The following is a 25,634-nucleotide window of genomic DNA, read 5'->3' as shown; positions in this document are numbered from 1 at the left end:
CTGGTGGTCAGGCTCGCGCCGTTGCAGAGGTGTACGGACTCAGGGCTTCCGCTCGGCGGCCAGCCCGTGCAGCAGCATGGCGATGAGCTGTTCCGCGACCTCCCCGAAGCCGAGCGGGCCGCGCGGGTCAAAGCTCTCCAGGATCCAGCCGACCGCACCGGCCCAGGCGCTGACCACCACCTTGGGGTCGCAGGGGCGGAGCGAGCCGTCGGCTATGCCTTCGGCGACCAGCGCGCGCAGCCGGTCGCGCCGGGCGCGCCGGCGGCGGTCCAGCCTCTGGCGGAGGTTGGGCGGCAGCGCCCGCTGTTCGCGCAGCGGCACGATGTGCGAATCCGGCGTGGCGCCGTTCAGCAGGTAGGCGCGGACGTAGAGCTCCAGCCTCTCCAGCCCGGTGCGGCCATCGAGCGTCGCACGGTCCAGCGCCTGGTCCGCCAGGTCGAAGGCGTGCACGTAGCACTCATAGAGAAGCTCCTGCTTGTTGCGGAAGTAGTAGTAGACGGCCGGCTTGGTGATGCGCAGGCGCTCGGCGATCGCGTCGATCGAGCAGAGCGCGAAGCCGCGCTGGTTGAACTGCCTCGCCGCCTCGGCGAGAATGGAGGCGCGGCGTGCGTCGTAATCCTGGCTGCGGTCGAAGATCGCGGCCCGACTGGGTTTCTTGCGGATGCTCATGGGCGCCTCCTAGGATTATAGGCGGAGATCGTCCAGTGCGAGTTCACGCAACCTGGACTTCTGATCCTTGGAGCTGCCGGTCACGCCGGTGCGTCTGAAGCCGTCCGCTCTGCGCACGTGGCGCGGCATGCGCGCGCCGGCGCAACTCTCCCGGCGGCCGGCAATGATCTGCTCGGGCCTCGCCCCTGGCGCCGGTGGTCAGCAACACCAGGCAGGGGGCACTTCGACCAGGCGCAGGTGCGGCGCGCCGATCGCCTGCGTGATGGCGGGGTGGCAGTGCAGCGCGTCCTCCAGCCACGCGGGCGCGATGTCTCTCCGTCGACGCCGAAGGTGTCCCTCAGCCGGTCGCGGCGACCTTCACGCCGACCTCGCCGGTGTGCAGCCCGCCTTTCGTGCGGTTGACGTGCTTCAGCGCGTGCCGGTGCTGCCGAAGCCGCCCTCGCCCCGGGTGCTGTCGGGCAGCGTCTCCACCTCGCGCCAGCTTGCGCGCGTGACCGGGGCGACCACGGCCTGGGCGATGCGCATGCCGCGCTCGATGGTGAAGGGCTCGGTGCCGGCGTTCAGCACGATCACCTGCAACTCGCCGCGGTAGTCCTCGTCCACCGTGCCCGGCGTGTTCGGCAGCGTGATGCCATGCTTGAGCGCGAGGCCGGAGCGCGGCCGCACCTGCAACTCGTAGCCGCGCGGCAGGGCGATGCGCAGGCCGGTCGGCACCAGCGTACGGCCGCCGGGCGGGACCACCTGCGGCCTGGCCACGGCGGCGAGCAGGTCCATGCCCGCCGCCCCCTCGGTGGCGTAGCCGGGCAGGGGTAGGCCTTCCGCATGCGGCAGGCGGGTGACGAGAACCTCGACCATGTCAGGACAACGCCTCCGCGATGCGCGCGGCGAGAAGGCGCGCGACGTCTTCCTTGGGCATGCGCGGCCAATCCTCCACGCCCGTCGCGGTGACCAGGTGCACCGCGTTCTCCGCGCCTCCCATCACGTCACCGGAGACATCGTTCGCGACGATCCAGTCGCAGCCCTTCCGCGCACGCTTCTGCCGCGCGTGCTCGACGACCTTCTCGGTCTCCGCGGCGAAGCCGACCACCAGGCGCGGGCGCTGCGTTGGGTGCGCGGCGATGCTGGCCAGGATATCGGGGTTGAGCGCAAGGCGGATCTCCGGCGGCGGGGCGCCGGGGACCTTCTTGATCTTCTGCGTGGGCGCCGCCTCCGGCCGGAAGTCCGCCACGGCGGCAGCGAAGATCGCGGCATCGGCGGGCAGCGCGGCCTCCACCGCGGCCAGCATCTGCCGTGCGCTCTCGATGCGCCGCACCGTCACGCTGGACGGGTCGGGCATGGCGACCGGCCCGCTCACCAGCGTGACTCGCGCACCGAGCGCGGCGAGCGCGGCCGCGATGGCGTGCCCCTGCCGGCCGCTGCTGCGGTTGGCGATGTAGCGCACCGGGTCGATCGGCTCATGTGTCGGCCCGCTGGTCACCACCACGTGGCGGCCGGCAAGCGGCCCGGCGGCGAAGTGCCGTTCGATCGCGGCGAGGATCGCGGCCGGCTCCGCGAGTCGCCCCAGCCCGCTCTCGGGCTCGGCCATCGAGCCTTCCTCAGGACCGACGAAGACGACGCCGCGCGAGGCCAGCGCGGCAATGTTCGCGCGCGTCGCCGGATGCGCCCACATCGCGGGGTTCATCGCCGGTGCCGCGAGCAGTACCGCGCGAGTGGCGAGCAGCACGGTGGTCGCGAGGTCGTCCGCGATGCCCTGGGCCATGCGCGCCAGCAGGTTGGCGCTGGCCGGCGCGGCCACGGCCAGGTCCGGCCAGCGCGCCAGGCGGATATGGCCGATCTCGGCCTCGGCCGCCCAGAGGTCGTCATGCACGCGGCTGCCGGAGATGCCGGCCAGCGCCTCCTTCGTGACGAAGCGCGCGCCGCCTGCGGTCAGCACCGGCGTCACCTCCGCGCCGTCCTTGCGCAGCAGGCGGATCAGCTCGAGCGCCTTGTAGGCGGCGACGCTGCCCGAGACGACGAGGAGGATCTTGCGGCCGGAAAGGCTCATGGCGGGTGCAACCTACAGCCTGCCGCGGGGTCCGGCGAGGGGCCAGCGCATGACGCGGATCAAGGCGACAGGCTGCGGCCCGGCCCAGCATGGCGCGGTTGGGGGAGAAAACGCCGCCATGCCGCGCCTTGCCTTTGCCTGCTGCCTGGCCCTCCTGCTGCTGCCCGGCTGCGTGCTTGCGATCGACCCGATCCGGCTCGCGGCCTACGGGCCGGAGCTGAAGGGCGGATTGACGCATGCCGCGCATCCGCTCGGCCGCCGCGCCCGCCTTGCCCTGCTGCTGCTCGAGCCCGGTCTGCATGCCCTGGCACTTCGGGACTGCATCGGCAGTGGGCTGCAAGCCAGCCTTCCCACGGGCCTTTCCCCATCGCCACTGCTCGATGACGACACGGCCGCGGCGCTTGCCGAGGTGGCGCAGGCGGCGCTGACCGATGGCCCGCTACCGGCCTTCGCCGGCTCACTCGGCTTCGAATGGCTGGTTGCGGTGCGCGACCGCAGCGAGACGACGGTGGAGGAGCCCGCAACCGAGACCTTCGGCGGCAGTGGCGGCATCGGCATCGCACGCCTGGGCGGTCATCGCTACGCGCTGGACCTGCAGGCGATGGTGGTGGATCTGCGCGGGCCGGCCCGGCTCGGCACCCTGACGGCCAGGTTCGAGACGCGCAGCCGCAGCGGCATCGCAGCCGGGATCGTCGGCGGGGGCGGGGCGGCCGCCCCCTTCGTCACGCCGGTCGTCATGCTGCCGGCGGGGACAACGGCGCTGGCGATCTGCGACGCCTTCGCCCGCGCCATCGCGGGGGCACTTGTCGAGGCCACGGCGCCGGCGCCCGCACCGGAAGCCGGGCAGCGCCCGCCGGCCTGAAGGGCCGGACTCAGCGCGGGTCCGGCTGCGCCGCCATCATCGTGGCGAGCATCGTCGCGGCTAGCACCTCCCGCCCATCCGCCTGGCGCATGTGCACGTCCGCTCGGCAGAAGCTGAGCGTCCGCCCGGGCTTGAGCACCTCGCCGCGCGCGATCGCCGCGATGCCGGCGCCCGGGCGGAGGAAACTGGTCTTGAACTCGACGCTCAGCACCTCCCCGCCCTCGGGCAGCAGGGACATCGCCGCGAAGCCGCAGGCATTGTCGGCCAGCGTGGTCAGCACGCCGGCATGGAACAGGCCGTGATGCTGGGTGAGGTCGTCGCGAAAGCCGCACTCGATCACGCAGCATCCGGCGGCGAGGTCCACCAGGCGGCCGCCCAGGTTGCGCATGAAGCCCTGCCGGGCGAAAGCCGCCCGCACATGGTCGAGCTGGCTCACAGCCTCCAGCCGGTGTGGATGGCGACGATGCCGCCCGAGAGGTTGCGGTGTGCCACACGCTCCAGCCCGGCGCGCTCCATCATGCCGGCCAGCGTCGTCTGGTCGGGGAATTTGCGGATGCTCTCGGCGAGGTATTGGTAGCTGTCGCGGTCGTTCGCCACGCGTGCGCCGATCTCCGGCAGGATCCGGAAGTTCCAGCTCTCGTAGAGCGAGGCGAGGGCCGCGACCTCCAGTTTCGAGAACTCCAGGCAATGGAAGCGCCCGCCCGGGCGCAGCACGCGCCGCGCCTCGCGCAGCACGGCGTCCTTGTCGGTACAGTTGCGCAGGCCGAAGGCGATCGAGACCTTCTCCACGCTGCGGTCGGGCAGCGGGATGCGCTCGGCATCCACCACCGCGAACTCGATCCCGCGCACGATGCCGCGGTCGAGCGCGCGCTTGCGCGCGACCTCGAGCATCTCCGCGTTCACGTCGGTCAGGATGACATGGCCGGCGCCGGCCGCCAGCGCGCCGAAGGCGATGTCACCGGTGCCGCCCGCGAGGTCGAGCAGCGTCTCCCGCGGAGAGGCGGCGATGGCGTTGACGAAGATGCGCTTCCAGATCCGATGGATGCCGAGCGACATCAGGTCGTTCATCAGGTCGTAGCGCGGCGCCACGCTGTCGAAGACCTGGCGGACGAGGGAGGCCTTCTCGGCCTTCGGGACCTCGCGGAAGCCGAAATCGGTTGTCTCGTTCATGGCCGGCAACTTGGCGGAAGGCGTGGGGCAGGGCAAGGAAGCGGGGAGGGGGATTCCATGCCCGAGCTTCCCGAGGTCGAGACGGTGATGCGCGGCCTCGCCGCCGTGCTGGAGGGGCGGCGCATCGCCCGCGCCGAGACCACCCGTCCCGACATGCGCTGGCCCTTCCCGGAAGGCCTCGCGCGCCGGCTGACGGGCGCGGTCGTCACCGGCTTCCGGCGGCGGGGCAAATACATCCTCGTCCGGCTCGATACCGGGGAGAGCCTGCTGATCCATCTCGGCATGTCCGGGCGGCTGGTGGCGCGGCCGGAGGAAGGGCCGCGCGTGCCCTGGATGGGGCCGACGGGGCGCTTCTCCGATGCGCGTGGCCACAATCAGCCGCCGGAGGCGCATGAGCACCTGGTGATGGAGACCGAGGACGGCACGCGCATCGGCTTCGTGGATCCGCGCCGCTTCGGCTGCGTGGACCTGATGCCGACCGCCGAGGAGGACCGCCACCGGCTGCTCGCCGGCCTCGGCCCCGAACCGCTGGAGGATGGCTTCACGCCGGCGGTCCTCGCTGCCGCGCTGGCCGGCAAGCGCACGCCGATCAAGGCGGCGCTGCTCGACCAGAGCGTGGTGGCGGGGCTCGGCAACATCTATGTGGCGGAGGCGCTGTTCCGCGCAGGCATCTCGCCCCGCCGCCTGGCCCATACCGTCACCGGGAAGCGCGCGGCGCGGCTGGTGCCGGCGATCAGGGCGGTGCTGAACGAGGCGATCGGCGCGGGCGGATCATCGCTTCGCGATTACGTGCGCGCCGATGGCGAACTCGGGCGCTTCCAGGATCGCTTCGCGGTCTATGATCGAGAGGGCCAGCCCTGCCCGCTCTGTCCGGGCCCTGACAGCGGCTGCAAGGGTGTTCAGCGGATGGTTCAGGCGGGGCGTTCCACCTTCTGGTGCCCGCGGACGCAGAGATAGGGGCGCCGCGATTCAGCCCTCGGGTGCTCGGCAGCCTGCAGCTGCCTGCGCTCTGCGCGCATCGCGGACGCAGCGTTGACTTCCGGCCTGATCCGGGCGACCGCTTGGCCCTGTTCATGCCTTGCGAGGACGCGCCATGGCCTACGATATGATCCTGGTCGAGACCCGGGGCCGCGTCGGCCTGATCACCCTGAACCGGCCGAAGGCGCTGAATGCGCTGTGCGACCAGTTGATGGAGGAGCTCGGCCAGGCGCTGCGCGCCTATGACGCCAATGAGGGCATCGGCTGCATCGTGCTGACCGGCAGCGAGAAGGCCTTCGCCGCCGGGGCGGACATCAAGGAGATGAAGGACCGCACCTACCCCGCGGTCTATTTCGACGACTTCATCGGCAAGCGCTGGGAAGCGGTGCTGACCATCCAGAAGCCGGTGGTCGCTGCGGTCGCCGGCTTCGCGCTCGGCGGCGGCTGCGAGCTCGCCATGATGTGCGACCTCATCCTCGCGGCGGACAACGCGAAGTTCGGACAGCCGGAGATCAACCTGGGCATTATCCCCGGCGCCGGCGGCTCGCAGCGCCTGACGCGCGCGGTCGGCAAGTCCAAGGCGATGGAGATGATCCTCACCGGCCGCATGATGGATGCGGCCGAGGCGGAAAGGTCCAATCTCGTCTGCCGCGTGGTGCCGGTGGCCGATCTGCTCGCCGAGGCGGTGAGGATGGGCGAGAAGATCGCAAGCCTCTCCGGCCCTTCTGTGGCGATGGCGAAGGAAGCGGTGAACGCCGCCTACGAGATGACGCTGAAGGAAGGCGTGCGCTTCGAGCGGCGCCTGTTCCTCAGCCTGTTCGCCACCGAGGACCAGAAGGAAGGCATGGCGGCCTTCGCGGAGAAGCGACCGGCGAAGTTCCGCCACCAGTGATGCGGGCCTTCCCGTCCGGACTTCCGGCATTGACTCGCGCGCGGCGTCAGGGCTAGAACCCGCGCCTTCGCTGGCGGGAGGGGTCCTGCCGGCTCACCACATATTTCTGGTCAGACACGCAGCCCATGGCGAATACGGACTCCGCGCGGAAGCGCATCCGGCAGATCGAGAAGCGGACCGCGCGCAACCGCGCGCGCAAGTCGCGTGTCCGCACCTTCCTCCGGAAGGTGGAACAGGCGATCGCCTCCGGCGACAAGGGCGCCGCTCAGGAGGCGTTCCGCGCCGCACAGCCCGAGCTGCAGCGCGCGGCGACCAAGGGCGTGATGCACGACAACACGGTGGCGCGGAAGCTCTCGCGGCTCTCCACGCGCATCAAGGCTCTGGCGGCGGCCGCCCAGGCCTGACACTGCGTCGGGACCGGGCGCAGGTTCGCGCTCCGGTCCCGTTGCCAGACCTCCCGCGCCCGCATTAGATGGCCGCCCATGGCTTGCCGGGGCGCCCGGCGCGACGCAAAGCGCATTCAATGTTGATTACTTGGTGTATGCATTCTGTGCATGCGCAGTAGTGCTCTTTTGCCGTCACAGTACTTTGCGGGGGCAAAGTAAGCATTTGCGCCGGGCGCCGTGGTCGCGGTAACGTCAGGGCGGTCGGCGCATCCCGTGGCTGCATGCGTCGTCTCTTCCAGGCGGAAGCTCCGCGGTTGGCAGGCGGGTCGAGGTCTGGTCCAAAGACGGGCTGGTGAGGGTGGCAGGTGCGTCCCATGGAGAATGCGGTCGGTCCGGCCTCTCCCCCCGCCCAGGGCCAGTTGGCCGAGGTGTGGGCCCGGATCCGTGGCCGGCTGCGCGAGGAGGTGGGAGAGGTCGAGTACCGCTCCTGGCTCCGTCAGATGACCCTTTCCACGCTGCAGGGCGAGGAGGTGGTGGTTGTGCTGCCCACCCGCTTCCTGCGCGACTGGGTGCGCGGCCATTACGGCGACCGGCTGCAGGCGCTGTGGCAGGCCGAGATGCCGGCCGTGCGCCGTGTCGAGTTCCGCGTGACACCGGAGCCGCGCGCCGCCGCGGCACGACCTGACGGACAGGCGGCACCGACGCCGGTTGGAGATGGCGTGGCGACCGCCCGCCCGCGGGCGGAGCCAGTGGAGGCCGGGCTTGCCGAGCCGCTCGGACGTCCTGCCGAGCCGCGTGCGCCGGATGGGCGTGGCGATTGGTCGGCGTCGCTCGATCCGCGCTTCACCTTCGACACCTTCGTGGTCGGCAAGCCCAATGAGTTCGCCCATGCCTGCGCGCGCCGCGTGGCCGAGCGGCCAGCGAGCCCGGGCTTCAACCCGCTGTTCCTGTATGGCGGCGTCGGGCTGGGCAAGACGCATCTGATGCACGCCATCGCCTGGGCGATCCGCGAGCATGGCTCCAACGGCCGCGGGCCGCTCTCGGTCGCCTATATGAGCGCCGAGAAGTTCATGTACCGCTTCATCGCCGCACTGCGCAGCCAGTCCACGATGGAGTTCAAGGAATCGCTGCGCAGCGTGGACGTGCTGCTGATCGACGACCTGCAGTTCCTGATCGGCAAGGACAACACGCAGGAGGAGTTCTTCCACACCTTCAACGCGCTGGTGGATGCCGGCAAGCAGATCGTCGTCTCCTCCGACAAGCCGCCCTCCGATCTGGCGGGCATCGAGGACCGGCTGCGCACCAGGCTCGGCCAGGGCATGGTGGCCGACCTGCATGCCACCACCTATGAGCTGCGCATCTCGATCCTGCAGGCGAAGGTGCAACAGGCGGGCGTGCCGGTGCCGCCCAAGGTGCTGGAGTTCCTGGCGCACAAGATCACCTCCAACGTGCGGGAGCTGGAGGGTGCGCTGAACCGGCTGATCGCCCACGCCAACCTGTTCGGCCGCCCGGTGACGCTCGAAGGCGCGCAGGAGGTGCTGCACGATGTGCTGCGCGCGCATGACCGGCGCGTGACGATCGAGGAGATCCAGAAGAAGGTCGCCGAGCACTACAACATCCGGCTCAGCGACATGTCCTCCCCGCGTCGCGCGCGCAACGTGGCGCGGCCGCGCCAGGTGGCGATGTACCTGGCGAAGCAGCTCACCACCCGCTCGCTGCCCGAGATCGGCCGGCGGTTCGGCGGGCGCGACCACACCACAGTGATGCACGCCGTCAGCCGCATCGCGGAGCTCATGCAGCAGGACAGCGCCTTCGCCGAGGATGTCGAGCTGCTGCGGCGCATGCTCGAAACCTGAGCTTGCTCAGCGCCCTGCGAGGCAGCAGGGCGCGGCCTTGCCGCGACCCCGCGATCCGCGCCGCCTTTGCGGCGAGCTGACGATCAGCCGGCCACCAGCACCGCCAGCCCATCCGCCGCGCGCACGCCCTGGCCTTCGGGCAGCACGAAGAGTGGGTTGATCTCCGCTTCCACCAGTCGCTCGCCCAGCGCCTCGCCCATTGCGGCGAAGTCCAGCACGGCCTGGATCAGCGCCGGCATGTCGGCCGGAGGGCGGCCGCGGAAGCCACGCAGCAGCGGGGCGCCGCGCAACTCCCCCACCATCGCCTCCGCCTCCCCGCGCGACAGCGGCAGCAGGCGGAGCGCGGTGTCGCCGAACAGCTCCGCCGCCACGCCGCCCATGCCGATCAGGATCGAGGTGCCGAGCAGCGGATCGCGCGTCAGCCCGAGGATAACCTCCACACCGACCGCCACCTGCTCCTGCACCAGCAGGCCCTCCGGCGCCTGGCCGGTCGCCGCGGCGACGCGCTGCAGGATCTCGGCGCCCGCATCCGCGACCTGATCCGGCGTGAGGCCGAGCCTCACACCGCCGACATCGCTCTTGTGCGCCAGTTGGCGCGACAGCGCCTTCACCACCACGCGCCCGCCGATCCGCTGCGCGGCTTCGGCTGCGTGCTGCGGCGTTGCGCAGGCTTCCTCGCGCACGGCGGGGATGCCGAAGCGTGCGAACAGCGCCTTGCTCTCCGCCTCGTCGAGCGTGCCGGGCGGCAGGCCGGCAGGTAGCGGCTGCGGAACCGCTTCGGGCGCGACATGCGGCGCCGGTGCAGCCAGCGCAGCCAGCACGGCGGCAGCCGCTTCGGGCGCCGTCAGCGCCGGGATGCCCTGGCGCTGCAGTGCGTTGCCGATGGCGGGGGCGTGCGGGCTAAGATAGGCGAGCAGCGGCTTGTCGCTGCCCGCCTGGCAGGCGGCGATGGCATCCGCTGCCAACCGCGGCTGCGCCAGCGCGGAGGAGCCGACCACCACCGCCAGGGCATCATAGGTCGGGCTCGCCAGCAGCGCCTCGATCGCGCCGCGCATCACCTCCGGCTTGAGGCCGGCCAGCGTCAGGTCCAGCGGGTTCGACGGCGCCGGCTCGCCGGTCAGCGCGGCGAGCTTTGCCGCGGCTCCGGCGTCCGGTGGCGGCAGGTCGAAGCCGGCCATGCCGAAGCTGTCCGCCAGCAGCGCGCCCGCGCCGCCGGTCGAGGTCAGCACCGCCACGCGCCGGCCCTTTGCGCGCCGCCCCATCGCCAGTGCGGCAGGAATATCGAGCAGGTCCGAGAAGCGCTCTGCGCGGATCACGCCGAGTTGGCGGAACAGCGCCCCATACAGCCGATCCGCACCGGAGAGCGCGCCGGTGTGCGAGATCGCCGCCTGCGCGCCGGCCTCCGACCGTCCGACCTTGAAGGCGACGATCGGCTTGCCGGCCGCCGCTGCCTTGCGCGCGGCCGCGCGGAACGCCTCCGGCCGCCGCAGGCCTTCGATGTAGAGCGCGATCACCGCGGTCGCGTCGTCCTCGGCCAGCAGGTCCACGAAATCCGCGACGTCGAGATCCGCCTCGTTGCCCGTGGAGACCAGCCGCGCGAAGCCGATGCCCTGCGCCGCGCCGCGCGACAGAACCGCGCCGAGGATTCCGCCGGATTGCGAAACCAGCGAGACGCGCCCCGGTGGCAGGTCCTCCACCTCCAGCGCGCCGGAGGCGGAGAGCACGATATGGTCCGCTAGGTTCACCAGCCCGATCGTGTTCGGGCCGAGCAGGCGCATCGCGCCCGCGGCTTCGCGCAGCGCCGCCTGCCGTGCCGGGCCGTCGCCGCCGCTCTCGGCATAGCCGCCGGCGAGCACGATCGCCGCCGCCGTGCCGCGCCCGGCAAGCTCGCGCACCGCGCCCTCGGCGCGTTCCGGCCCGACCAGCACGATCGCCACGTCGGGCGCGGCGGGCAGGCTGGCGACATCGGCAAAGCAGCGCAGGCCGGCAATCTCGGCGGCGCGGGGATTGACCGGCCAGATCGCGCCGTCGAAGCCGTGGCGCTGCAGATAGCCGACCGGCCGCCCCGTGGTCTTGGACGGATCGGCCGAGGCGCCGATCACCGCCACGCTGCGCGGCCGCAGCAGGCGCCAGAGATCGCTCATGGCTTCTTCGACTTCGCCAGGAAGGCGGCAACCGAGGCGCGGTGCTCGCCGGTGGTGTAGCAGAGAGCCTGCGCCTTCGCGCCTTCCGCCAGAACCTGCTCGAACGACATCTCCAGCGAGCGGTCCATCACCGACTTGGCCAGCGCCAGCGCAGCCGGTGAGCCGGCAGAAAGCTGCCGCGCCCAATCCTGTGCGGCCGGCAGCAGCTCGGCATCCGGCACCACGCGTTCGATCATGCCGATCGACAGTGCCTCCGCCGCGCCGACACGCCGACCGCTGAACACCAGCTCCTTTGCACGCGCCAGGCCGACGCGGCGGGGCAGGAAATACATGCCGCCGCCATCGGGGATCAGGCCGCGGGCGATGAAGCTCATGGTGAAATTCGCCGCCTCGGCGGCGATGACGAAGTCGCAGGAGAGCGCCACGTCGCAGCCGAGGCCCGCCGCCGCGCCGTTCACCGCGGCAATGGTGGGCTTCGGCAGGTTGTGCAGCAGCGCCACTGCGCGATGCGTGCGCTGCTGCCGGCTCCAGCCGTTGAAGGCGACATCCTCCTGCGGCGCCGACAGGCGCTGCTGCATGCCGCGCACATCGCCACCGGCGCAGAACGCCGTGCCGCTGCCGGTGATGACCAGCGCGCGCACCGCCGGATCGGAGGCCGCCGCCTCCAGCGCCGCGATCATCTCGCCGCGCATCGCGTCGTCGATGGCGTTGCGCCGCTCCGGCCGGTCGAGGCGGAGCGTGGCCACCCCATCCTCCACCGCGTAGGCGATGGCGGTTCCCTCGCTCATCCTTACGATCCTTTGCTAGTCGATGCGGAGGTTGGCGCGCTGCACCACCCGCCGCCAGCGCGTGCGCTCCTCCACCAGCAGCGTCGCGAGATCGGCGGGCGTCCGGCTCGGCGCGATCTCGTCCACGCCGTTCTCCACCAGGCGGCTGCGGATGGCCGGGTCGGCCAGCGTCTCGTTCAGTGCCTTGTGCAGTAACGCGATCCGGTCGGGCGGCGTGCCGCCGGTGGCGAGCAGCGCATACCAGGTGGCGCTGTCGAGCTCGGGGAAGCCCTGCTCCACGCTGGTCGGGATGTCGGGCAGCGCGGCGCTGCGCGTCTTGCCGGCAATCGCCAGCGCGCGCAGTCGGCCGGCGGCGATATGTGGCTGCAGCGGGGCGGAGGCGTTGGTGAGGATCTGCAGGCGGCCGGCGAGCACATCGGTCAGTGCGGGGCCGGTGCCGCGGTAGTGCACCGCCTCGAGGTCCACGCCGAGTACGACGCCGATCATCGCGCCGAGCGCATGGCCGGTGGTGCCGACGCCCGGTGAGCCGAAGCGCAGCGGCGCGGGCGCGGCCTTCGCCACCGCCTGCAATTCGCCGAGCGTGCGGGCGTTCACGCCGGGATGGACAGTGATCACGTTCGGCGCGGCGCCGATGTAGCCGATCGGCGCGAAATCGCGCTCCGGGTCGTAGGGCAGGCGCGGCTGCACCAGCGAGGAGATCAGGAAGCTGCCGCTGCCGGCGAGCAGCACCGTGTAGCCATCGGGCTGCGCCTTGGCGACGAGGTCGTTGCCGAGCAGCCCGCCGGCGCCGCCGCGATTCTCCACGATTACCGACTGGCCGAGGCGCGCCGCCATCGCCTCGGCGAGCATCCGCCCGACGATGTCGTTGCTGCCGCCGGCGGTGAAGGGGATCACCAGGCGGATGGGGCGGGAGGGGAAGGCTTCCGGCTGCGCGCGCGCCAGGCCCGGCAGGGCCAGCGTGGTGGCGAAGGCGAGGACATGGCGACGGCGCATGGATGCTTCCTCCCGGCCCGGCGCGATGGCGCGGGCGATGCTGTTCTGGCCACGTGTCTGCGCCCGGCGTGAAGGCCGCGCCAGCGCATAATCTTTGCCCCACCCCAACACGGCGTTATGCTGGGGGTATGCGAGACCCGCTGCCACCGCTCGCCGCATTGCGCGCCTTCGCGCTTGTCGCGGAAACCGGCAGCCTGACGGCAGCCGCGCAGCGGCTGAACGTCACGCAGCCCGCCATCAGCCGCCGCATCCGCGAGCTGGAAGCCGCCCTCGGCACCGCCCTGCTGCGGCGGGGGGCGAACGCGGTGGTGCTGACCGAGGCCGGCGAGCGCTATGCGGCGGCGCTCTCTTCCGCATTCGGGGCGATCCGCACCGCGACAGCCGAGCTGGCGGCCGGCCCGGCCGCGCCACTCCGCGTGCGCGCCTACACCACCTGGGCGCTGCGCTGGCTGATCCCGCGCCTGCCGCGCTTCCGCGCGCTGCATCCGGAGCTGGAGATCGAGCTGGTCACCTCAACTGCCCCGGTCGTGGATTTCGCGCGCGAGGGGCTGGATGCGGCGATCCGCAGCGCCGCCGGGCCGCCCGCCACGGGCGCGGCGCGGCTGCAGGCGGTGACGCTCGCCCCCTTCGCCATGCCGGCGGCGTTGCGGCGTGCCGGGGCAGGGGGGCTGACGCGGCTCGGCAGCCGGGTGCGGCCGCGCGACTGGGCAGTGTGGGACGCCGTGCAGCCGGTGCGGCCAGAGGCGCCGCCTCCCTTGTTGTTCGAGAGCACCTCCCTGGCAATCCAGGCGGCGCTCGAGGGGCTCGGCGCGGTGATCTGCCCGCCCGCCTTCGTTGCGGAGGAACTCCGGCGGCGTCGTCTGAAGCGCCTGCCTGGGCGAGATGCCGAGACGGGCGAGCATTACTGGCTGCTGCTGCCGCCCGGCCGCAGTCGTCCGCAGGCGGGCGCCTTCCGCGATTGGCTTGTCGGCGAGGCCGCGGAGTGATCCGCTTCGATCAGCCGTGCTGGACGCCGAGATGCGCCGCGAAGGCGCGCGCCGGCGCCGGCAGCCGGTCCGGCCGCCAGACGGCGAAGACCCGCGAGCGCTCCGCCACGCCGGCGAGCGGGCGATAGACCACGCCTGCGAAGTGCAGCTTCCGCACGGAGGCCGGCACGATGGCCGCGCCAACGCCGGCGCCGACCAGGCCGATCAGCGCGTGCATCGGCGAGACCTCCTGCACGATGCGCGGCGCGAACCCCGCATCGGCGCATACGGTGATGAGTTGCCGGTGGAACTCCGTGCTGTCTCGCGCGGGGAAGGCGACAAAATCCGCGGTGCGCAGCGCCCCCGGATCGAGCCGGCTGCGCCCGGCGAGCCGGTGGGTGCGCGGCAGCGCGGCGACCAGCTTCTCCTCGAAGACCAGCGCGCCGGCGAAGCCGTCCGGGATGCGCGCGGCGCGCAGCAGGCAGAGGTCGCAGCTGGCCTCCCGCAACGCCTCGACCTGCCGCGTGGCGGACATCTCGCGCAGCGCGAACTCGATGCCGGGATGGCTGCGGCGGAATCCCTCGATCGCGGCGGGCAGGAAGGCGTAGGCACAAGAGCCGGAGAAGCCGAGCGCCAGCCTCCCGCTCTCGCCGCGCGCCGCCTGGCGCGCGCGCTGCGGCGCGGCCTCGGCGATGGCGAGCAGCCGCTGGCTATCCTCCAGCAGCGCGGCGCCGGCCTCGGTCAGCGCGACCTCACGGCTGCTGCGGGCGAGCAGCCGCACGCCGATTTCGCGTTCCAGCGCCTGCAGGGCGCGGCTCAGCTGCGGCTGGCCCATGCCGAGCCGGGCGGCGGCGCGGCCGAAATGGCGTTCATCGGCCAATGTCGCGAAACGCCGCAGGGCGCGCAGGTCGAGCATCCATGCCTCCAAAGGCATCAATGAGAGCCAAACAATGCATTGGACAGCAAGCTGCCGCCACAGCAGCCTTGGCGCAATGCGGCTCCGCGCCCGACGGAGGCTCGCCTGGAGGAGGAACCCCATGCCGGTTGCACGACGCCAGGCCTTGCTTGGCGCCCTGGCCCTCGCCCCGCTCGCGCGGCCCGCCCACGCGCAGTCGGCCTATCCCAGCCGGCCGGTGCGCATCCTGGTCGGCTCCGCGCCGGGCGGCGCGACCGACATCACCGCGCGCATCCTCACCGAGGCCATGGGCGCCGCCTTCCCGCGCGGCTTCGCCGTCGAGAACCGCACCGGGGCCGGCGGCAACATCGCCGCCGAGACCTGCGCCCGCGCCCCGGCCGACGGCTACACCCTGCTGATAAACGATGCCGCGATGATGGCGATCAACCCCGTGCTGTTCCGCCAGATAGCCTTCGACCCCGCGAACGACTTCACTGCCATCGCGCTGCTCGCCGAGTTTCCCTTCGTCTTCGTCGTCCACCCCTCGGTTCCGGCGCGCACGCTGACGGAACTCGCGGCCTGGGCGAAGACGCAGCCCGATCCGGTGCTGTTCGCCAGTCCGAATGTCGGCAGCCAGCACCATCTCGGCATGGAGATCCTGGCGCAGCGCATGGGTTTCCGCGTGACACATGTGGGCTTCCGCGGCGGCGGGCCGGCCACGGCCGCGCTGCTCGGCGGGCAGATGTCGGTCGGCTCCATCGGCCTGCCGCCTCTGATTCCGCATCTGCGAGAGGGGCGGCTGCGTGCGCTGGCCGTCAGCACCGCCACGCGCTCGCCGACGGCGCCTGACGTGCCGACCATCGCGGAGGCGGGGCTGCCGGATCTGGCGCTGGCGGTGTGGTACGGCCTGGTCGGCCCGCGCGGCCTGCCGACGGAGGTGGTGCGCCATGTCGGCGAGGCCGTCGCCGAGGCGCTGAAGCGGCCCGACGTGGTGCAGAAGCTTGGTGCCCAGGGGCTCAGCGTGCGGCACATGGCAGCCGGCCCCTTCGACGCCTTCATGGCGCAGGAGCGTGCGCAGTGGGGCAACGCCGCGCGCGCCGCCAATGTGCGGATCGAGTGAGCCCCGCCGCCCGCCCACGCCACCCGCCAATCCTCCCGACCGCATAGACCGGAGCCGCCCGCTTGCTCGACAGCCGCCCGAACATCCTGTTCATCTCCACCGACCAGCAGCGCGGCGATTGCCTCGGTGCCATGGGGCGAAAGGTGCACACGCCGCATCTCGACCTGCTCGCAGCGGAGGGAGTGCTGCTCCGCTCCTGCATCACGCCGAACCTGGTCTGCCAGCCGACGCGCGCCTCCATCCTCACCGGCCTGCTGCCGCGCACGCATGGCGTCTGCGACAACGGCATAGACCTGCCGGAGGCGCCGGCGCGGCGAGGATTCGCGGCGGAGCTGGCGCGCGCCGGCTACGACACCGCGCTGATCGGCAAGGCGCATTTCGCCACCGCGCACACCTTCCAGCCGACCGGCACGCCGGAATGCCGCCAGAGCATGCACCTCTACGGGCCGAACTGGACCGGCCCCTATATGGGTTTCCAGCGCGTCGAGCTGGTGGTGGAGGGCCACAACACCTTCCCGCCGATGGTGCCGCCGAGCGGCCAATCCTATGAGGCCTGGTACCATGGCGATGGCCATGGCGAGCTGAAGAACCGCCTCTACGCCACCAATGCTGGCCCGGACGTGAAGGGCGCGCCGCAGACCTGGCATTCCGCGCTGCCGCCGGCCTGGCACAACTCCACCTGGGTCGCCGACCGCAGCGTGTCCTTCCTGCAGGAACGTCGCGACCGGCCCTTCTGCCTCTGGGCCTCGATCCCCGATCCGCACCACCCCTTCGACTGCCCGGTGCCCTGGAGCCTGCTGCACCGGCCGGAGGATGTGGACCTGCCGCCGCACCGCACGCTCGACCTCGACCGGCGGCCGTGGTGGCACCGCGCCAGCCTGGAGGGCGTGCCGAACCTCGCCGACAAGACGCTGCGCGACTTCCGTGCCAAGCACAGCCGCACGCCGGTGCTCACCGACGAGCAGCTGCGCGAGGTGATCGCCAACTACTACGGCATGATCTCGCTGGCCGACCACAACATCGGCCGTATCCTGACCGAGCTGCACCGGCTGGGCCTGGCGGAGAATACGCTGGTCGTCGTCGTGTCCGACCATGGCGATTGGCTGGGCGACCACGGGCTGCTGCTGAAGGGGCCCATGGCCTATGACGGGTTGCTGCGCGTGGTTGGCATCATGCGCGGGCCAGGCCTGCCGCGCGGCACGGTGTGCGACGAGCCGGTCTCGACGCTCGACATGGCGGCCACCTTCCTCGACATGGCCGGCGTGGCGCGGCCGGAGAGCTGGCATTCGCGCAGCCTGCTGGCGGTGGCACGCGGCGATGAGCGACGCGAGTTCGCCTTCTCCGAATGGGACCTGGCCGACAGCCGCTGCGGCGTGCCGCTGGAACTGCGCACGGTGCGCACGGCACGCGACAAGCTGACCATCGAGGCGATCACCGGCGCGGCGGAGATGTACGACCTGGTGCGCGACCCGCATGAGACGACGAACGTCGCCGACGACCCCGCCTATGCGCAGCGGCGCAAGGAACTGGAGGCAATGATCGCGTCGCGCCCCGACGATGCGCGGAAGGAGCGTCTGCCAGCCGTCGGCATGGCCTGAGGCATATCACGGCGCCGGCGCTCGCGGGCGCGGCCCGACTGCCCGCGGCGCGACAAGCCGACGCGGTATCGTCATGCGACTGTCAAGCCGCTGCAATCGAAGCCGGTTAGGTCAGCGCCCGTCGGAGTGCAGGACGGGGTGCGCACCTCCGGCGGCTGCAATCGCCTCGCGGCGCGCGGCCTCTCCCGCACTCGCCCGATGCCGTCTGCAGGAGACCGCACATGATCCGTCGCCGCGCCACGCTGCTGGCCGCAACAGCCCTGCTTTCCACGCCTGTGGCCGCTCGCGCGCAGGCGGGCTGGCGCGCGCAGTTCCGTGAACTTCGCTACGGCATCATCTCCTCGGAGAACGAACGCGACGCCATCGCCCGCTACCAGAACCTCGCCGCCTTTGCGGAGCGGAAGCTCGGGGTTCCGATGCGCATCTTCCGCGGCACCGACTACGCCGCCGTGGTGGAGGCGCTGCGCGCCTCGCAGCTCGAATTCGCTCATCTCGGCCCTGCGGCCTATGCGCTCGCGCGGCGGTCGATGGGCGAACGGGTGGTGCCGCTGCTGCGCCATCGCGGCCGCGATGGCGCCGAGGGCTACTACTCCGTCATCTTCGTCAAGGCGGACAGCCCGTTCCGGAATCTCGCCGACCTGCGCGGCCGCTCCTTCGCCTTCGCCGACCCGAACTCCGCCTCCGGCTTTGCCGCGCCGAACTACTTCCTCCGCAAGGAGGGCATTGAGCCGGGCCAGTTCTTCAGCCGTACCGGCTTCTCCGGCAGCCATGAGCAGTCGGTGATCGCGGTGCTGAACGGCACCTATGACGCCGGCGCAACCTTCTGGAACAACGATGCGAGCGGCAACATCCAACGCATGGCAGAGAAGGGCATGATCCAGCCGAACAGCACGCGCATCGTCTGGCGCAGCCCGCTTATTCCAAACTCGCCAACCGTCTCGCGCATCGAGGTGCCGGAGGATCTGCGCCGCGACTTCGTGGCCATGATGCAGGCGATGCCCACCGAGGCGCCGGAGGTGATGCGCGAGCTCAGCAGCAACACCGCCGGCTTCGCGCTGGCGAAGCACGAGGACTATGAAGACGTGATCAGCATGGTGCAGGAGAACCAGACGCGGCGGCGCGAGCGCCGCTCTTGAGCCCCACCGCCGAGACGGTCGCGCGGCTCTGGCAGGGCGAGATGGTCGCGCGCCGTCGGCGCGCACTGGCTTGGCTGGCTCTGTTCGTCGTTGCGGTCGGTGTGGCCGCGCAGATCGGCCAAGTGGACCTTCGCCGCCTGGCCGACGGCCTGCCGCGGGCAGGGGACTATATCGCACGCACCATCCCGACCCTGCGCATCGAGACCCTGGGTGGTGACTTCGCCGAGTGGATGTGGGGCCTCGATATCTGGGTCGGGCTGCTGCTGGATACGGTGCTGATCGCCTACACGGGCACTGTGCTCGGCGCCTTTGCGGGACTGATGCTGTCCTTCGCCGCGGCGGCCACGCTCGCGCCGCGCTGGGCCGTCACCGGCGCCCGGCGGCTGCTCGAATTCGCGCGCACCGTGCCGACCCTCGTCTTCGCGCTGATCTTCGTCTACGCCTTTGGTCTCGGCCCTTTCGCGGGGATGCTGGCGGTTGCGCTGCACACCATGGGCGCCCTCGGGAAGCTCTTTGCCGAGGTGCACGAGAACGCCGACCTGCGCACCGTGGAGGCGGTCCGCTCCGCCGGAGGCAGCTGGGCGCAGGCGATGCGCTTCGGCGTGCTGCCGCAATCGCTGCCGGGCGTGCTCTCCTTCGGGCTGCTCAGGTTCGAGATCAACGTGCGCGAGGCGAGCGTCCTCGGCATCGTCGGCGCCGGTGGCATCGGCGAGGAGCTCTACCTGGCCGTCCGCCAGTTCGAATACCCGGACATCTCCGCGATCGTGCTGCTGATCCTCGGGACAGTGGCGTTGATCGACCAGCTCTGCGCTCGGCTGCGGCACCGGATTCTGGGGGCGGAGGCGCTACGCGTCACATGATGCTCTCGCGCACCCCGCTGTTCTTCGCCGCCGGCTTTCTGCTGCTGGTGCTCGGCCTCTGGCGCGTGGACGCCACGCCGGAGCGGATCCTGGATGGGCTCGGCAAGCTCGGCTGGCTGGTTGGCCTGATGTGGCCTCCATCGCCGGGCGGCGCGCTCGGCGATCTGCTCGACGCGCTGGCCGAGACGGTCGCGATGGCGTTCCTCGGCACGCTGCTCGCCGCGACCGTTGCCTTGCCGCTCAGCTTCTTCGGGGCGGGCAACGTGGTGGCGAGCACGCTGCTGCGCTTCACCGTCCGCCGCAGCTACGACGCGCTGCGCGGCGTGGACAGCCTGGTCTGGGCACTGATCTTCGTCTCCGCCGTCGGCATGGGGCCCTTTGCCGGAATCCTCGCACTTGCAGTGCCGGATATCGGATTGCTTGCCAAGGTCTTCTCGGAGGCGCTGGAATCTGCCGATCGGCGGCAGGTGGAGGGTGTGCGCGCGGCCGGCGGTTCGCGCCTGCAGGCAATCCGCTTCGGGCTGATTCCGCAGGCGGCGCCGGTGATGCTCTCGCAGCTGCTCTACACCTTCGAGAGCAACACGCGATCGGCCACCATCCTTGGCGTGGTGGGCGCCGGTGGCATCGGGCTGGCGCTCGGCGACCGCATTCGCCTGAACAACTGGGACGAGGCGGCGTTCATCGTATTGCTGATCCTGGTCACCGTCGCCGCCATCGATTGGGCAAGCCGTCGCATCCGCCTGAAGCTGATCAGGGCATGACCGGCGTCACCAGCCAACAGGACCCCGGCACGGCGAAGAAGCGCCTGGGGCTTGAGCCCTTCATCGATCCGACCGCGCGCGTGCGCGATTCGCGCCTCGGCATCTATACCGAGGTTGGCGCGCGCACCACGCTCGCGGAGGTGGAGTTCGGCGACTACTCCTACGTCGTGCAGGACAGCCAGATCATCTACGCGACTATCGGCAAGTTCTGTTCGATCGCGAGCCACACGCGAATCAATCCGGGCAATCACCCTCTGGACCGCGTGGCGATGAGCCACTTCACCTACCGCGCCAGCGCCTATGGGCTTGGCATGGACGAGGCCGGCTTCTTCGACTGGCGCCGCGAACACCGCGTGACGCTTGGGCACGACGTTTGGCTCGGCCACGGCGCGATCGTGCTGCCCGGCGTGACAATCGGCACGGGTGCCGTGATCGGCGCCGGCGCGGTGGTGACGAAGGACGTTCCGCCCTTCGCTGTCACTGTCGGGAACCCCGCACGCGTGCTCCGCTTCCGTTTCGAGGAGGAGGTGCGCCAATCGCTTCTGCGTATTGCGTGGTGGGACTGGCCGCGCGACGCATTGGCAGAAGCACTCGACGACATCCGTCACTTGTCGGCACCTGCGTTCTGCGCGCGGCACGACCCCGGCATGCGTCACGAAGGATAAGCACAGCCGTCACGCGGTTGTCGCCGATACCCGTTAAGCCCGCGGCCACAGAGCTTCGGGCGGATCGTGATGCGGCAGCGAAAGAACGTTCTCCTCATCGTTGTTGACCAGTGGCGCGCGGACTTCGTCCCTGCGCTCGGCGCCGGTTTCCTTCGTACGCCGAACCTGGACAGGCTCTGCCGCGAGGGCGTGACCTTCCGCAACCACGTGACCGCAACCGTGCCCTGCGGCCCGGCGCGCGCCAGCCTGCTGACCGGCCTCTACCTGATGAACCATCGTGCGGTGCAGAACACGGTGCCGCTTGATGCACGCCACACCAACCTCGGCAAGCAACTGCGCCTCGCCGGCTACGATCCGGCGCTCATAGGCTACACGACGACGACGCCCGATCCCCGCACCAGCGGTCCGCGCGATCCTCGCTTCACCACCCTCGGCGACCTAATGGACGGCTTCCGCAGCGTTGGCGCCTTCGAGCCGCATATGGACGGCTATTTCGGCTGGCTTGCGCATCAGGGCTACAAGCTGCCGCCGCGGCGCGAGGACATCTGGCTGCCGGAAGGCGAGGATGCGGTGCCCGGCGTCACCGACCGCCCTTGCCGAATTCCCGCCGAGCTCTCCGACAGCACCTACTTCACCGAGCGTGCGCTGACCTACCTGAAGGGCCGCAACGGCAAGCCCTGGTTCCTGCATCTCGGCTACTACCGCCCGCACCCGCCCTTCATCGCGCCGGCGCCCTACCACGCGATGTACGCCGCCGCCGACATGCCCGCGCCGGTCCGTCGCGCGCGCTGGGAAGAGGAGGCGGCGCAGCATCCGCTGCTGCGCCACTACCTGCGCGGCATCAGCCAGGGCTCGTTCTTCCATGGCGCCGGCGGCGCGGCGACGGCGCTAGAGGAGGGCGCCATCCGGCAGATGCGCGCCACCTATGCCGGCCTCATCACGGAGATCGACGACTGCCTCGGCCGTGTCTTCGCGTGGCTCGACCAGAACGGCCAGTGGGACGACACGATGATCGTCTTCACCTCCGATCATGGCGAGCAACTCGGCGACCACTGGCTGCTCGGCAAAATCGGCTACCACGACGAGAGCTTCCGTATTCCGCTGGTGGTGAAGGATGCCGGCCGCAATGACCGGCCTGGTGCGATCGAGGATGCCTTCACCGAGAGCGTGGACGTGATGCCGACCATCCTCGAGGCGCTCGGCGGCACCATACCTCGCGCCTGCGACGGGCGTTCCATCCTGCCGCTGCTTGAAGGACCGGCGCCGTCCGATTGGCGCGATGTACTGTTCTACGAATACGACTTCCGCGACGTCCACTACTCGAAGCCGGAGAGCAGCCTCGGCCTGCACATGGACGAGAGCTCTCTCTGCGTGGTGCAGGACGAAAGGTACAAATACGTGCACTTCGCCGCGTTGCCCCCGTTGTTCTTCGACCTGGCGCGAGATCCGCACTGCTTCGAGAACCTGGCGGAAGATCGGGCGCATGCCGGCCTGGTGAAGGACTACGCGCAGAAGGCGCTGTCCAAGCGCATGCAGCACGCCGAGCGCACGCTGACCCATTACCGCGCGACGCCGCAAGGGCTGGAGGAGCGTGTCGCCGTTCCGCAGACCGGCCTTCCCCGCGCCGCCGAGTGACCCGCTTCCAACCTGCGAGGAGAGAACCCATGATCCGTCGTCGCCTCCTGCTGGCCACGCCCGCGCTGGCCGTGCTGCCGCGCTTCGCTATCGCCCAGGCCGACCAGCGCCCCAGCATCGTCATCGCCGTGCAGAAGGTGGTGAACAGCAACACGCTCGAAGTGCTGCGCGAACAGTCCAATGTCGGCGAGCGCGTGTTCTATTCCTCGTTGTGGGAAGGCCTGATCGGCCGGAACTGGCTCGGCAACCTCGAGAGCGTGCCCTCGCTCGCCACCGAATGGCGCCGGATCGACGACCGCACGGTGGAGCTCTCGCTGCGGCCCGGCGTGCGCTTCCACAATGGCGACGAGCTGACCGCGGAGGATGTGGTCTTCTCCTTCGGCCGCGAGCGCATGTTCGGCACGGGGGAGGGCGCGCCAACCTCCGGCACGCTGTTCGCGCGCATTCCCGGCCAGGGGCCGCAGGGCAAGGAGCTGCCGCCAGAGGTGATCGCCGTCGCACGCCGCAACTGGCCGGCGTTGGACAAGGTGGAGGCGGTGGACCGGCACACCGTCCGCTTCGTCAACCGCACGCCCGACGTGACGATGGAAGGCCGCCTTGCCCGCTACGGCAGCGACATCTGCTCGCGCCGCGGCTTCTCGGAGGCGGCGACATGGCTCGATTGGGCGCGCAAGCCCATCACCACCGGACCCTACATGGTGGCGGAGTTCCGCCCCGACGTGTCGCTGACTCTGGTGGCGCATGACCAGTATTGGGGTGGTCGCCCGCCGCTGCGTCAGATCCGCTTCGTCGAGGTGCCGGAAGTCGCCAGCCGCATCAACGGCCTGCTCTCCGGCGAATACACCTTTGCCTGCGACATTCCGCCGGACCAGATCTCCGGCATCGAGCGCAACCGTGCCTTCGAGGTGCAGGGCGGCACCATCCTGAACCACCGCCTCAGCTGCTTCGATCAGGCGCAGCCTGCAATGCGCGACCCGCGCGTCCGCCGCGCGCTGACCCACAGCATCGACCGCCAGGCGATCGTCGACAGCCTCTGGGCAGGCCGCACCGTGGTGCCGAAGGGCCTGCAGTGGGACTACTACGGCGAGATGTTCCACGCCGACTGGAGCGTGCCGCGCTTCGACCTGGCGGAGGCACGCAAGCTGGTGCGCGAGGCCGGCTACCGCGGCGAGCCGATCCCCTATCGCCTGCTGAACAACTACTACACCAACCAGGTCGGCACCGCGCAGATCCTGGTGGAGATGTGGCGCCAGGCGGGTCTCAACGTCGAGATCCAGATGGTCGAGAACTGGGCGCAGATCTTCAGCCGCGAGACGCAGCGCGGCATCCGCGACTGGTCCAACAGCGCGCCCTTCAACGACCCGGTCTCCTCGCTCGTCAACCAGCATGGCCCGAACGGTCAGCAGCAGCAGGTCGGCGAGTGGACGAATGCCGAGTTCAACCGCCTTTCGGGCGAGCTCGAGACCAGCACCGACCGGGCCCGCCGCCGCGCGGTGTTCCGCCGCATGCTGGAGATCGCGGAGCGCGAGGACCCCGCCTACACGGTGCTGCACCAGAACGCGACCTTCACCGCGAAGCGCCGCGACACCGCCTGGAAAGCGAGCCCCGCCTTCGCGATGGATTTCCGGCCCGGCAACTGGGGGGCCTGACGCCATGCGCCGCCGTGATCTGCTGGCCGCTGCCGCCGGCGTCGCCACGCTGCCACGCTTCGCGATTGCGCAGGCCGACGGCCGGCCGGCGATCACGGTGGCCGTGCAGAACATCTCGACGTCGAACACGCTGGAGATGCTGCGCGAACAGTCCAATGTCGGCACGCGGATCTTCCGCAACTATGTCGAGCCGCTGGTGGACACGGACTGGGTCGGCGACATGTCGCTGCGCCCGGGCCTGGCCACCGCCTGGCGGCGCGTGGACGACCAGGTGGTGGAGTTCGACCTGCGGGAGGGCGTGCGCTTTCACGACGGCGCCGCCTTCACCGCCGAGGACGTCGCCTTCTCCTTCGGGCCGGAGCGGATGTGGGGCGGCGGCGCGCGGGAGGTGCCGACGCCGGTGGTGCAGGCCGCGCGCCGTGCCTTCCCCGGTTTCGAGCGAATCGAGGCGCTAGGGCCGCACCGGGTGCGTGTGGTCAGCAAGGTGCCGGATGTGGTGCTGGAAGGCCGCATGGTGCGCACCATCGCGGTGATCGCGCCTCGCGGCGCCTTCGAGCAGGCACCATCCTGGATGGATTGGGCGCGCCGCCCGATCGGTACCGGCCCCTATCGCATCGCCGAGTACCGCCCGGACCAGGCGCTGGTGCTGGATGCCTTCGATGATCATTGGCAAGGCCGCCCGCCATTGCGCCGGCTGCGCTTCGCCGAGATCCCGGAGGTTGCCAGCCGGGTCAACATGCTGTTCTCGGGCGAGGCGGAGTTCGCCTCCGACATCCCGCCCGACCAGATCGCCGGGATCGAGCGCGACCGCCGCTTCGAGGTCGTCGGCGGCCCGATCAACAACACGCGCTACCTGGTCTTCAACAAGTCGCATCCAGTGCTCGCAGATCCGCTGGTGCGGCGTGCGATGAGCCACTCGGTGGATCGCGAAGCGATCGTCGCCGCGCTGTGGGGCGGACGCACCAGCGTCCCGCGCGGCCTGCAATGGGAATTCTACGGCGAAATGTATCTTCGCGACATCGAGGTGCCGCGCTTCGACCCCGCCGAGGCCCGCCGCCTGCTGCGCGAGGCCGGCTATCGCGGCCAGCCGATCCCCTATCGCTGCCTCGACAACTACTACACCAACCAGACCGCGACGGCGCAGATCATGGTCGAGGGCTGGCGGGCCGTGGGCCTCAACGTCCAGCTCCAGATGGTGGAGAACTGGGGCCAGATCCAGGGTGGCGAGCCCGAGACGCGTGGCGTGCATGACTGGTCGGCGGCCGCGGTGGTCAACGACCCTTCGATCCAGATGTCCGGCACCTGGGGCCGCGCCGGCGCACCCTGGGTGCGCAACCAATGGCGCAACGAGGAGTTCGGCGCGCTTGCCGCCGAGCTCGAGACCAGCGTGGACCGCCCGCGCCGCATCCTTGTCTGGCGCCGCATGCTGGAGATCATCGAGCGCGAGGATCCCGGCTACGTCGTCCTGCACCGCAACGCCAACTTCACCGCCAAGCGGCGCGACATCGCCTGGCGGCCCGCGCAGTCCTTCGTGATGGACTTCCGCGGCACGAACTGGGGAGCCTGAG

24 protein-coding genes are annotated in these 25,634 nt (G+C 70.8%); 15 read left to right on the top strand and 9 right to left on the bottom strand.

Annotated features, from left to right (window positions below):
* Positions 1 to 39: 39 nt before the first annotated feature.
* From ACESM1_RS07465 to coaBC, 3 genes are all read right to left on the bottom strand, one after another.
* The gene (locus ACESM1_RS07465; protein WP_372619066.1) at positions 40 to 669 is read right to left on the bottom strand and encodes a TetR/AcrR family transcriptional regulator; all 630 of its coding nucleotides are present in this window, start codon (positions 667 to 669) and stop codon (positions 40 to 42) included.
* Positions 670 to 1,077: 408 nt separating this feature from the next.
* Entirely contained in the window at positions 1,078 to 1,524 is a 447-nt protein-coding gene (gene dut / locus ACESM1_RS07460; RefSeq protein ID WP_372619065.1) for a dUTP diphosphatase, read from the bottom strand.
* 1 nt (position 1,525) lies between these two features.
* Positions 1,526 to 2,713 (bottom strand): bifunctional phosphopantothenoylcysteine decarboxylase/phosphopantothenate--cysteine ligase CoaBC, encoded by a 1,188-nt coding sequence (gene coaBC / locus ACESM1_RS07455; RefSeq protein ID WP_372619064.1) that lies wholly within the window; start codon positions 2,711 to 2,713, stop codon positions 1,526 to 1,528.
* A 118-nt stretch (positions 2,714 to 2,831) separates the two neighbouring features.
* Here coaBC and ACESM1_RS07450 point away from each other — a divergent pair, with 118 nt between their 5' ends.
* The gene (locus tag ACESM1_RS07450; protein ID WP_372619063.1) at positions 2,832 to 3,575 is read left to right on the top strand and encodes a hypothetical protein; all 744 of its coding nucleotides are present in this window, start codon (positions 2,832 to 2,834) and stop codon (positions 3,573 to 3,575) included.
* A 10-nt stretch (positions 3,576 to 3,585) separates the two neighbouring features.
* On the opposite strand, the gene ACESM1_RS07445 is transcribed toward ACESM1_RS07450, so the two are convergent.
* Together ACESM1_RS07445 and ACESM1_RS07440 are read right to left on the bottom strand one after the other, a co-directional pair.
* Positions 3,586 to 4,011 carry a PaaI family thioesterase gene (locus ACESM1_RS07445; protein ID WP_372619062.1) on the bottom strand — a complete coding sequence of 142 codons (426 nt, stop codon included), beginning with the start codon at positions 4,009 to 4,011 and terminating at the stop codon, positions 3,586 to 3,588.
* A complete protein-coding gene (locus ACESM1_RS07440; RefSeq protein WP_372619061.1) occupies positions 4,008 to 4,745 on the bottom strand; it encodes a class I SAM-dependent methyltransferase in 738 nt (245 codons plus the stop codon). Before ACESM1_RS07440 ends, ACESM1_RS07445 begins: the two co-directional genes overlap by 4 nt.
* A 57-nt stretch (positions 4,746 to 4,802) precedes the next feature.
* Between ACESM1_RS07440 and mutM the strand changes: the two genes are divergently transcribed.
* The 4 genes from mutM to dnaA all read left to right on the top strand — a co-directional run bounded on the left by mutM (position 4,803) and on the right by dnaA (position 8,857).
* Positions 4,803 to 5,702: a bifunctional DNA-formamidopyrimidine glycosylase/DNA-(apurinic or apyrimidinic site) lyase gene (gene mutM, locus ACESM1_RS07435; protein ID WP_372619060.1), complete on the top strand. Its 900-nt coding sequence runs from the start codon at positions 4,803 to 4,805 to the stop codon at positions 5,700 to 5,702.
* A gap of 136 nt (positions 5,703 to 5,838) precedes the next feature.
* Complete coding sequence (locus ACESM1_RS07430; protein ID WP_372619059.1) at positions 5,839 to 6,615, top strand: enoyl-CoA hydratase; 777 nt, start codon at positions 5,839 to 5,841, stop codon at positions 6,613 to 6,615.
* Between the two features lie 125 nt (positions 6,616 to 6,740).
* Entirely contained in the window at positions 6,741 to 7,019 is a 279-nt protein-coding gene (rpsT, locus tag ACESM1_RS07425) for a 30S ribosomal protein S20 (protein ID WP_372619058.1), read from the top strand.
* A 356-nt stretch (positions 7,020 to 7,375) separates the two neighbouring features.
* A complete protein-coding gene (gene dnaA / locus ACESM1_RS07420) occupies positions 7,376 to 8,857 on the top strand; it encodes a chromosomal replication initiator protein DnaA (protein ID WP_372619057.1) in 1,482 nt (493 codons plus the stop codon).
* Positions 8,858 to 8,940: 83 nt separating this feature from the next.
* Here dnaA and ACESM1_RS07415 read toward each other — a convergent pair whose 3' ends face one another.
* The 3 genes from ACESM1_RS07415 to ACESM1_RS07405 are packed head-to-tail and all read right to left on the bottom strand — an operon-like array spanning position 8,941 to position 12,782.
* The gene (locus tag ACESM1_RS07415; RefSeq protein ID WP_372619056.1) at positions 8,941 to 11,001 is read right to left on the bottom strand and encodes an acetate--CoA ligase family protein; all 2,061 of its coding nucleotides are present in this window, start codon (positions 10,999 to 11,001) and stop codon (positions 8,941 to 8,943) included.
* Positions 10,998 to 11,789: an enoyl-CoA hydratase/isomerase family protein gene (locus tag ACESM1_RS07410; RefSeq protein ID WP_372619055.1), complete on the bottom strand. Its 792-nt coding sequence runs from the start codon at positions 11,787 to 11,789 to the stop codon at positions 10,998 to 11,000. The genes ACESM1_RS07415 and ACESM1_RS07410 overlap by 4 nt, the downstream gene beginning before the upstream one ends.
* 15 nt (positions 11,790 to 11,804) lie before the next feature.
* A complete protein-coding gene (locus ACESM1_RS07405) occupies positions 11,805 to 12,782 on the bottom strand; it encodes a Bug family tripartite tricarboxylate transporter substrate binding protein (protein ID WP_372619054.1) in 978 nt (325 codons plus the stop codon).
* A 128-nt stretch (positions 12,783 to 12,910) separates the two neighbouring features.
* On the opposite strand from ACESM1_RS07405, the gene ACESM1_RS07400 reads away from it, so the two are divergent.
* Positions 12,911 to 13,768, top strand: a complete 858-nt coding sequence (locus tag ACESM1_RS07400) for a LysR family transcriptional regulator (RefSeq protein WP_372619053.1) — start codon at positions 12,911 to 12,913, stop codon at positions 13,766 to 13,768.
* Between the two features lie 10 nt (positions 13,769 to 13,778).
* On the opposite strand, the gene ACESM1_RS07395 is transcribed toward ACESM1_RS07400, so the two are convergent.
* The gene (locus tag ACESM1_RS07395) at positions 13,779 to 14,663 is read right to left on the bottom strand and encodes a LysR family transcriptional regulator (protein ID WP_372619052.1); all 885 of its coding nucleotides are present in this window, start codon (positions 14,661 to 14,663) and stop codon (positions 13,779 to 13,781) included.
* 121 nt (positions 14,664 to 14,784) lie between these two features.
* Here ACESM1_RS07395 and ACESM1_RS07390 point away from each other — a divergent pair, with 121 nt between their 5' ends.
* From ACESM1_RS07390 to ACESM1_RS07350, 9 genes are all read left to right on the top strand, one after another.
* Entirely contained in the window at positions 14,785 to 15,762 is a 978-nt protein-coding gene (locus ACESM1_RS07390; protein ID WP_372619051.1) for a Bug family tripartite tricarboxylate transporter substrate binding protein, read from the top strand.
* 62 nt (positions 15,763 to 15,824) lie between these two features.
* Positions 15,825 to 17,360: a sulfatase gene (locus ACESM1_RS07385; RefSeq protein WP_372619050.1), complete on the top strand. Its 1,536-nt coding sequence runs from the start codon at positions 15,825 to 15,827 to the stop codon at positions 17,358 to 17,360.
* A 221-nt stretch (positions 17,361 to 17,581) separates the two neighbouring features.
* Positions 17,582 to 18,496, top strand: coding sequence for a phosphate/phosphite/phosphonate ABC transporter substrate-binding protein (gene phnD / locus ACESM1_RS07380; RefSeq protein WP_372619049.1), 915 nt, complete (start codon positions 17,582 to 17,584; stop codon positions 18,494 to 18,496).
* On the top strand, positions 18,493 to 19,356 hold the full coding sequence (phnE, locus tag ACESM1_RS07375) for a phosphonate ABC transporter, permease protein PhnE (protein WP_372619048.1): 864 nt from the start codon (positions 18,493 to 18,495) through the stop codon (positions 19,354 to 19,356). The genes phnD and phnE (ACESM1_RS07375) overlap by 4 nt, the downstream gene beginning before the upstream one ends.
* Positions 19,353 to 20,117 carry a phosphonate ABC transporter, permease protein PhnE gene (phnE, locus tag ACESM1_RS07370; protein WP_372619047.1) on the top strand — a complete coding sequence of 255 codons (765 nt, stop codon included), beginning with the start codon at positions 19,353 to 19,355 and terminating at the stop codon, positions 20,115 to 20,117. Before phnE (ACESM1_RS07375) ends, phnE (ACESM1_RS07370) begins: the two co-directional genes overlap by 4 nt.
* Positions 20,114 to 20,782 (top strand): DapH/DapD/GlmU-related protein, encoded by a 669-nt coding sequence (locus ACESM1_RS07365; protein WP_372619046.1) that lies wholly within the window; start codon positions 20,114 to 20,116, stop codon positions 20,780 to 20,782. Before phnE (ACESM1_RS07370) ends, ACESM1_RS07365 begins: the two co-directional genes overlap by 4 nt.
* Before the next feature lie 69 nt (positions 20,783 to 20,851).
* Positions 20,852 to 22,417 (top strand): phosphoric/sulfuric ester hydrolase PehA, encoded by a 1,566-nt coding sequence (pehA, locus tag ACESM1_RS07360; protein ID WP_372619045.1) that lies wholly within the window; start codon positions 20,852 to 20,854, stop codon positions 22,415 to 22,417.
* Between the two features lie 29 nt (positions 22,418 to 22,446).
* On the top strand, positions 22,447 to 24,066 hold the full coding sequence (locus ACESM1_RS07355; protein WP_372619044.1) for an ABC transporter substrate-binding protein: 1,620 nt from the start codon (positions 22,447 to 22,449) through the stop codon (positions 24,064 to 24,066).
* Between the two features lie 4 nt (positions 24,067 to 24,070).
* The gene (locus ACESM1_RS07350) at positions 24,071 to 25,633 is read left to right on the top strand and encodes an ABC transporter substrate-binding protein (protein WP_372619043.1); all 1,563 of its coding nucleotides are present in this window, start codon (positions 24,071 to 24,073) and stop codon (positions 25,631 to 25,633) included.
* The last annotated feature ends 1 nt before the right edge of the window (position 25,634 follow it).

Source organism: Falsiroseomonas sp., from assembly GCF_041690465.1.
In the GTDB taxonomy this organism is placed as follows: domain Bacteria; phylum Pseudomonadota; class Alphaproteobacteria; order Acetobacterales; family Acetobacteraceae; genus Falsiroseomonas.
This window is presented reverse-complemented; position numbering and strand designations above follow the sequence as displayed.

Coding starts and splice junctions, on each gene's coding strand:
- ACESM1_RS07465 (WP_372619066.1), bottom strand. CDS start 669: ATGAGCATCCGCAAGAAACCCAGTCGGGCCGCGATCTTCGACCGCAGC.
- dut (WP_372619065.1), bottom strand. CDS start 1,524: ATGGTCGAGGTTCTCGTCACCCGCCTGCCGCATGCGGAAGGCCTACCC.
- coaBC (WP_372619064.1), bottom strand. CDS start 2,713: ATGAGCCTTTCCGGCCGCAAGATCCTCCTCGTCGTCTCGGGCAGCGTC.
- ACESM1_RS07450 (WP_372619063.1), top strand. CDS start 2,832: ATGCCGCGCCTTGCCTTTGCCTGCTGCCTGGCCCTCCTGCTGCTGCCC.
- ACESM1_RS07440 (WP_372619061.1), bottom strand. CDS start 4,745: ATGAACGAGACAACCGATTTCGGCTTCCGCGAGGTCCCGAAGGCCGAG.
- mutM (WP_372619060.1), top strand. CDS start 4,803: ATGCCCGAGCTTCCCGAGGTCGAGACGGTGATGCGCGGCCTCGCCGCC.
- ACESM1_RS07430 (WP_372619059.1), top strand. CDS start 5,839: ATGGCCTACGATATGATCCTGGTCGAGACCCGGGGCCGCGTCGGCCTG.
- rpsT (WP_372619058.1), top strand. CDS start 6,741: ATGGCGAATACGGACTCCGCGCGGAAGCGCATCCGGCAGATCGAGAAG.
- dnaA (WP_372619057.1), top strand. CDS start 7,376: ATGGAGAATGCGGTCGGTCCGGCCTCTCCCCCCGCCCAGGGCCAGTTG.
- ACESM1_RS07415 (WP_372619056.1), bottom strand. CDS start 11,001: ATGAGCGATCTCTGGCGCCTGCTGCGGCCGCGCAGCGTGGCGGTGATC.
- ACESM1_RS07410 (WP_372619055.1), bottom strand. CDS start 11,789: ATGAGCGAGGGAACCGCCATCGCCTACGCGGTGGAGGATGGGGTGGCC.
- ACESM1_RS07405 (WP_372619054.1), bottom strand. CDS start 12,782: ATGCGCCGTCGCCATGTCCTCGCCTTCGCCACCACGCTGGCCCTGCCG.
- ACESM1_RS07400 (WP_372619053.1), top strand. CDS start 12,911: ATGCGAGACCCGCTGCCACCGCTCGCCGCATTGCGCGCCTTCGCGCTT.
- ACESM1_RS07395 (WP_372619052.1), bottom strand. CDS start 14,663: ATGCTCGACCTGCGCGCCCTGCGGCGTTTCGCGACATTGGCCGATGAA.
- ACESM1_RS07390 (WP_372619051.1), top strand. CDS start 14,785: ATGCCGGTTGCACGACGCCAGGCCTTGCTTGGCGCCCTGGCCCTCGCC.
- phnD (WP_372619049.1), top strand. CDS start 17,582: ATGATCCGTCGCCGCGCCACGCTGCTGGCCGCAACAGCCCTGCTTTCC.
- phnE (WP_372619047.1), top strand. CDS start 19,353: ATGATGCTCTCGCGCACCCCGCTGTTCTTCGCCGCCGGCTTTCTGCTG.
- ACESM1_RS07365 (WP_372619046.1), top strand. CDS start 20,114: ATGACCGGCGTCACCAGCCAACAGGACCCCGGCACGGCGAAGAAGCGC.
- pehA (WP_372619045.1), top strand. CDS start 20,852: ATGCGGCAGCGAAAGAACGTTCTCCTCATCGTTGTTGACCAGTGGCGC.
- ACESM1_RS07355 (WP_372619044.1), top strand. CDS start 22,447: ATGATCCGTCGTCGCCTCCTGCTGGCCACGCCCGCGCTGGCCGTGCTG.
- ACESM1_RS07350 (WP_372619043.1), top strand. CDS start 24,071: ATGCGCCGCCGTGATCTGCTGGCCGCTGCCGCCGGCGTCGCCACGCTG.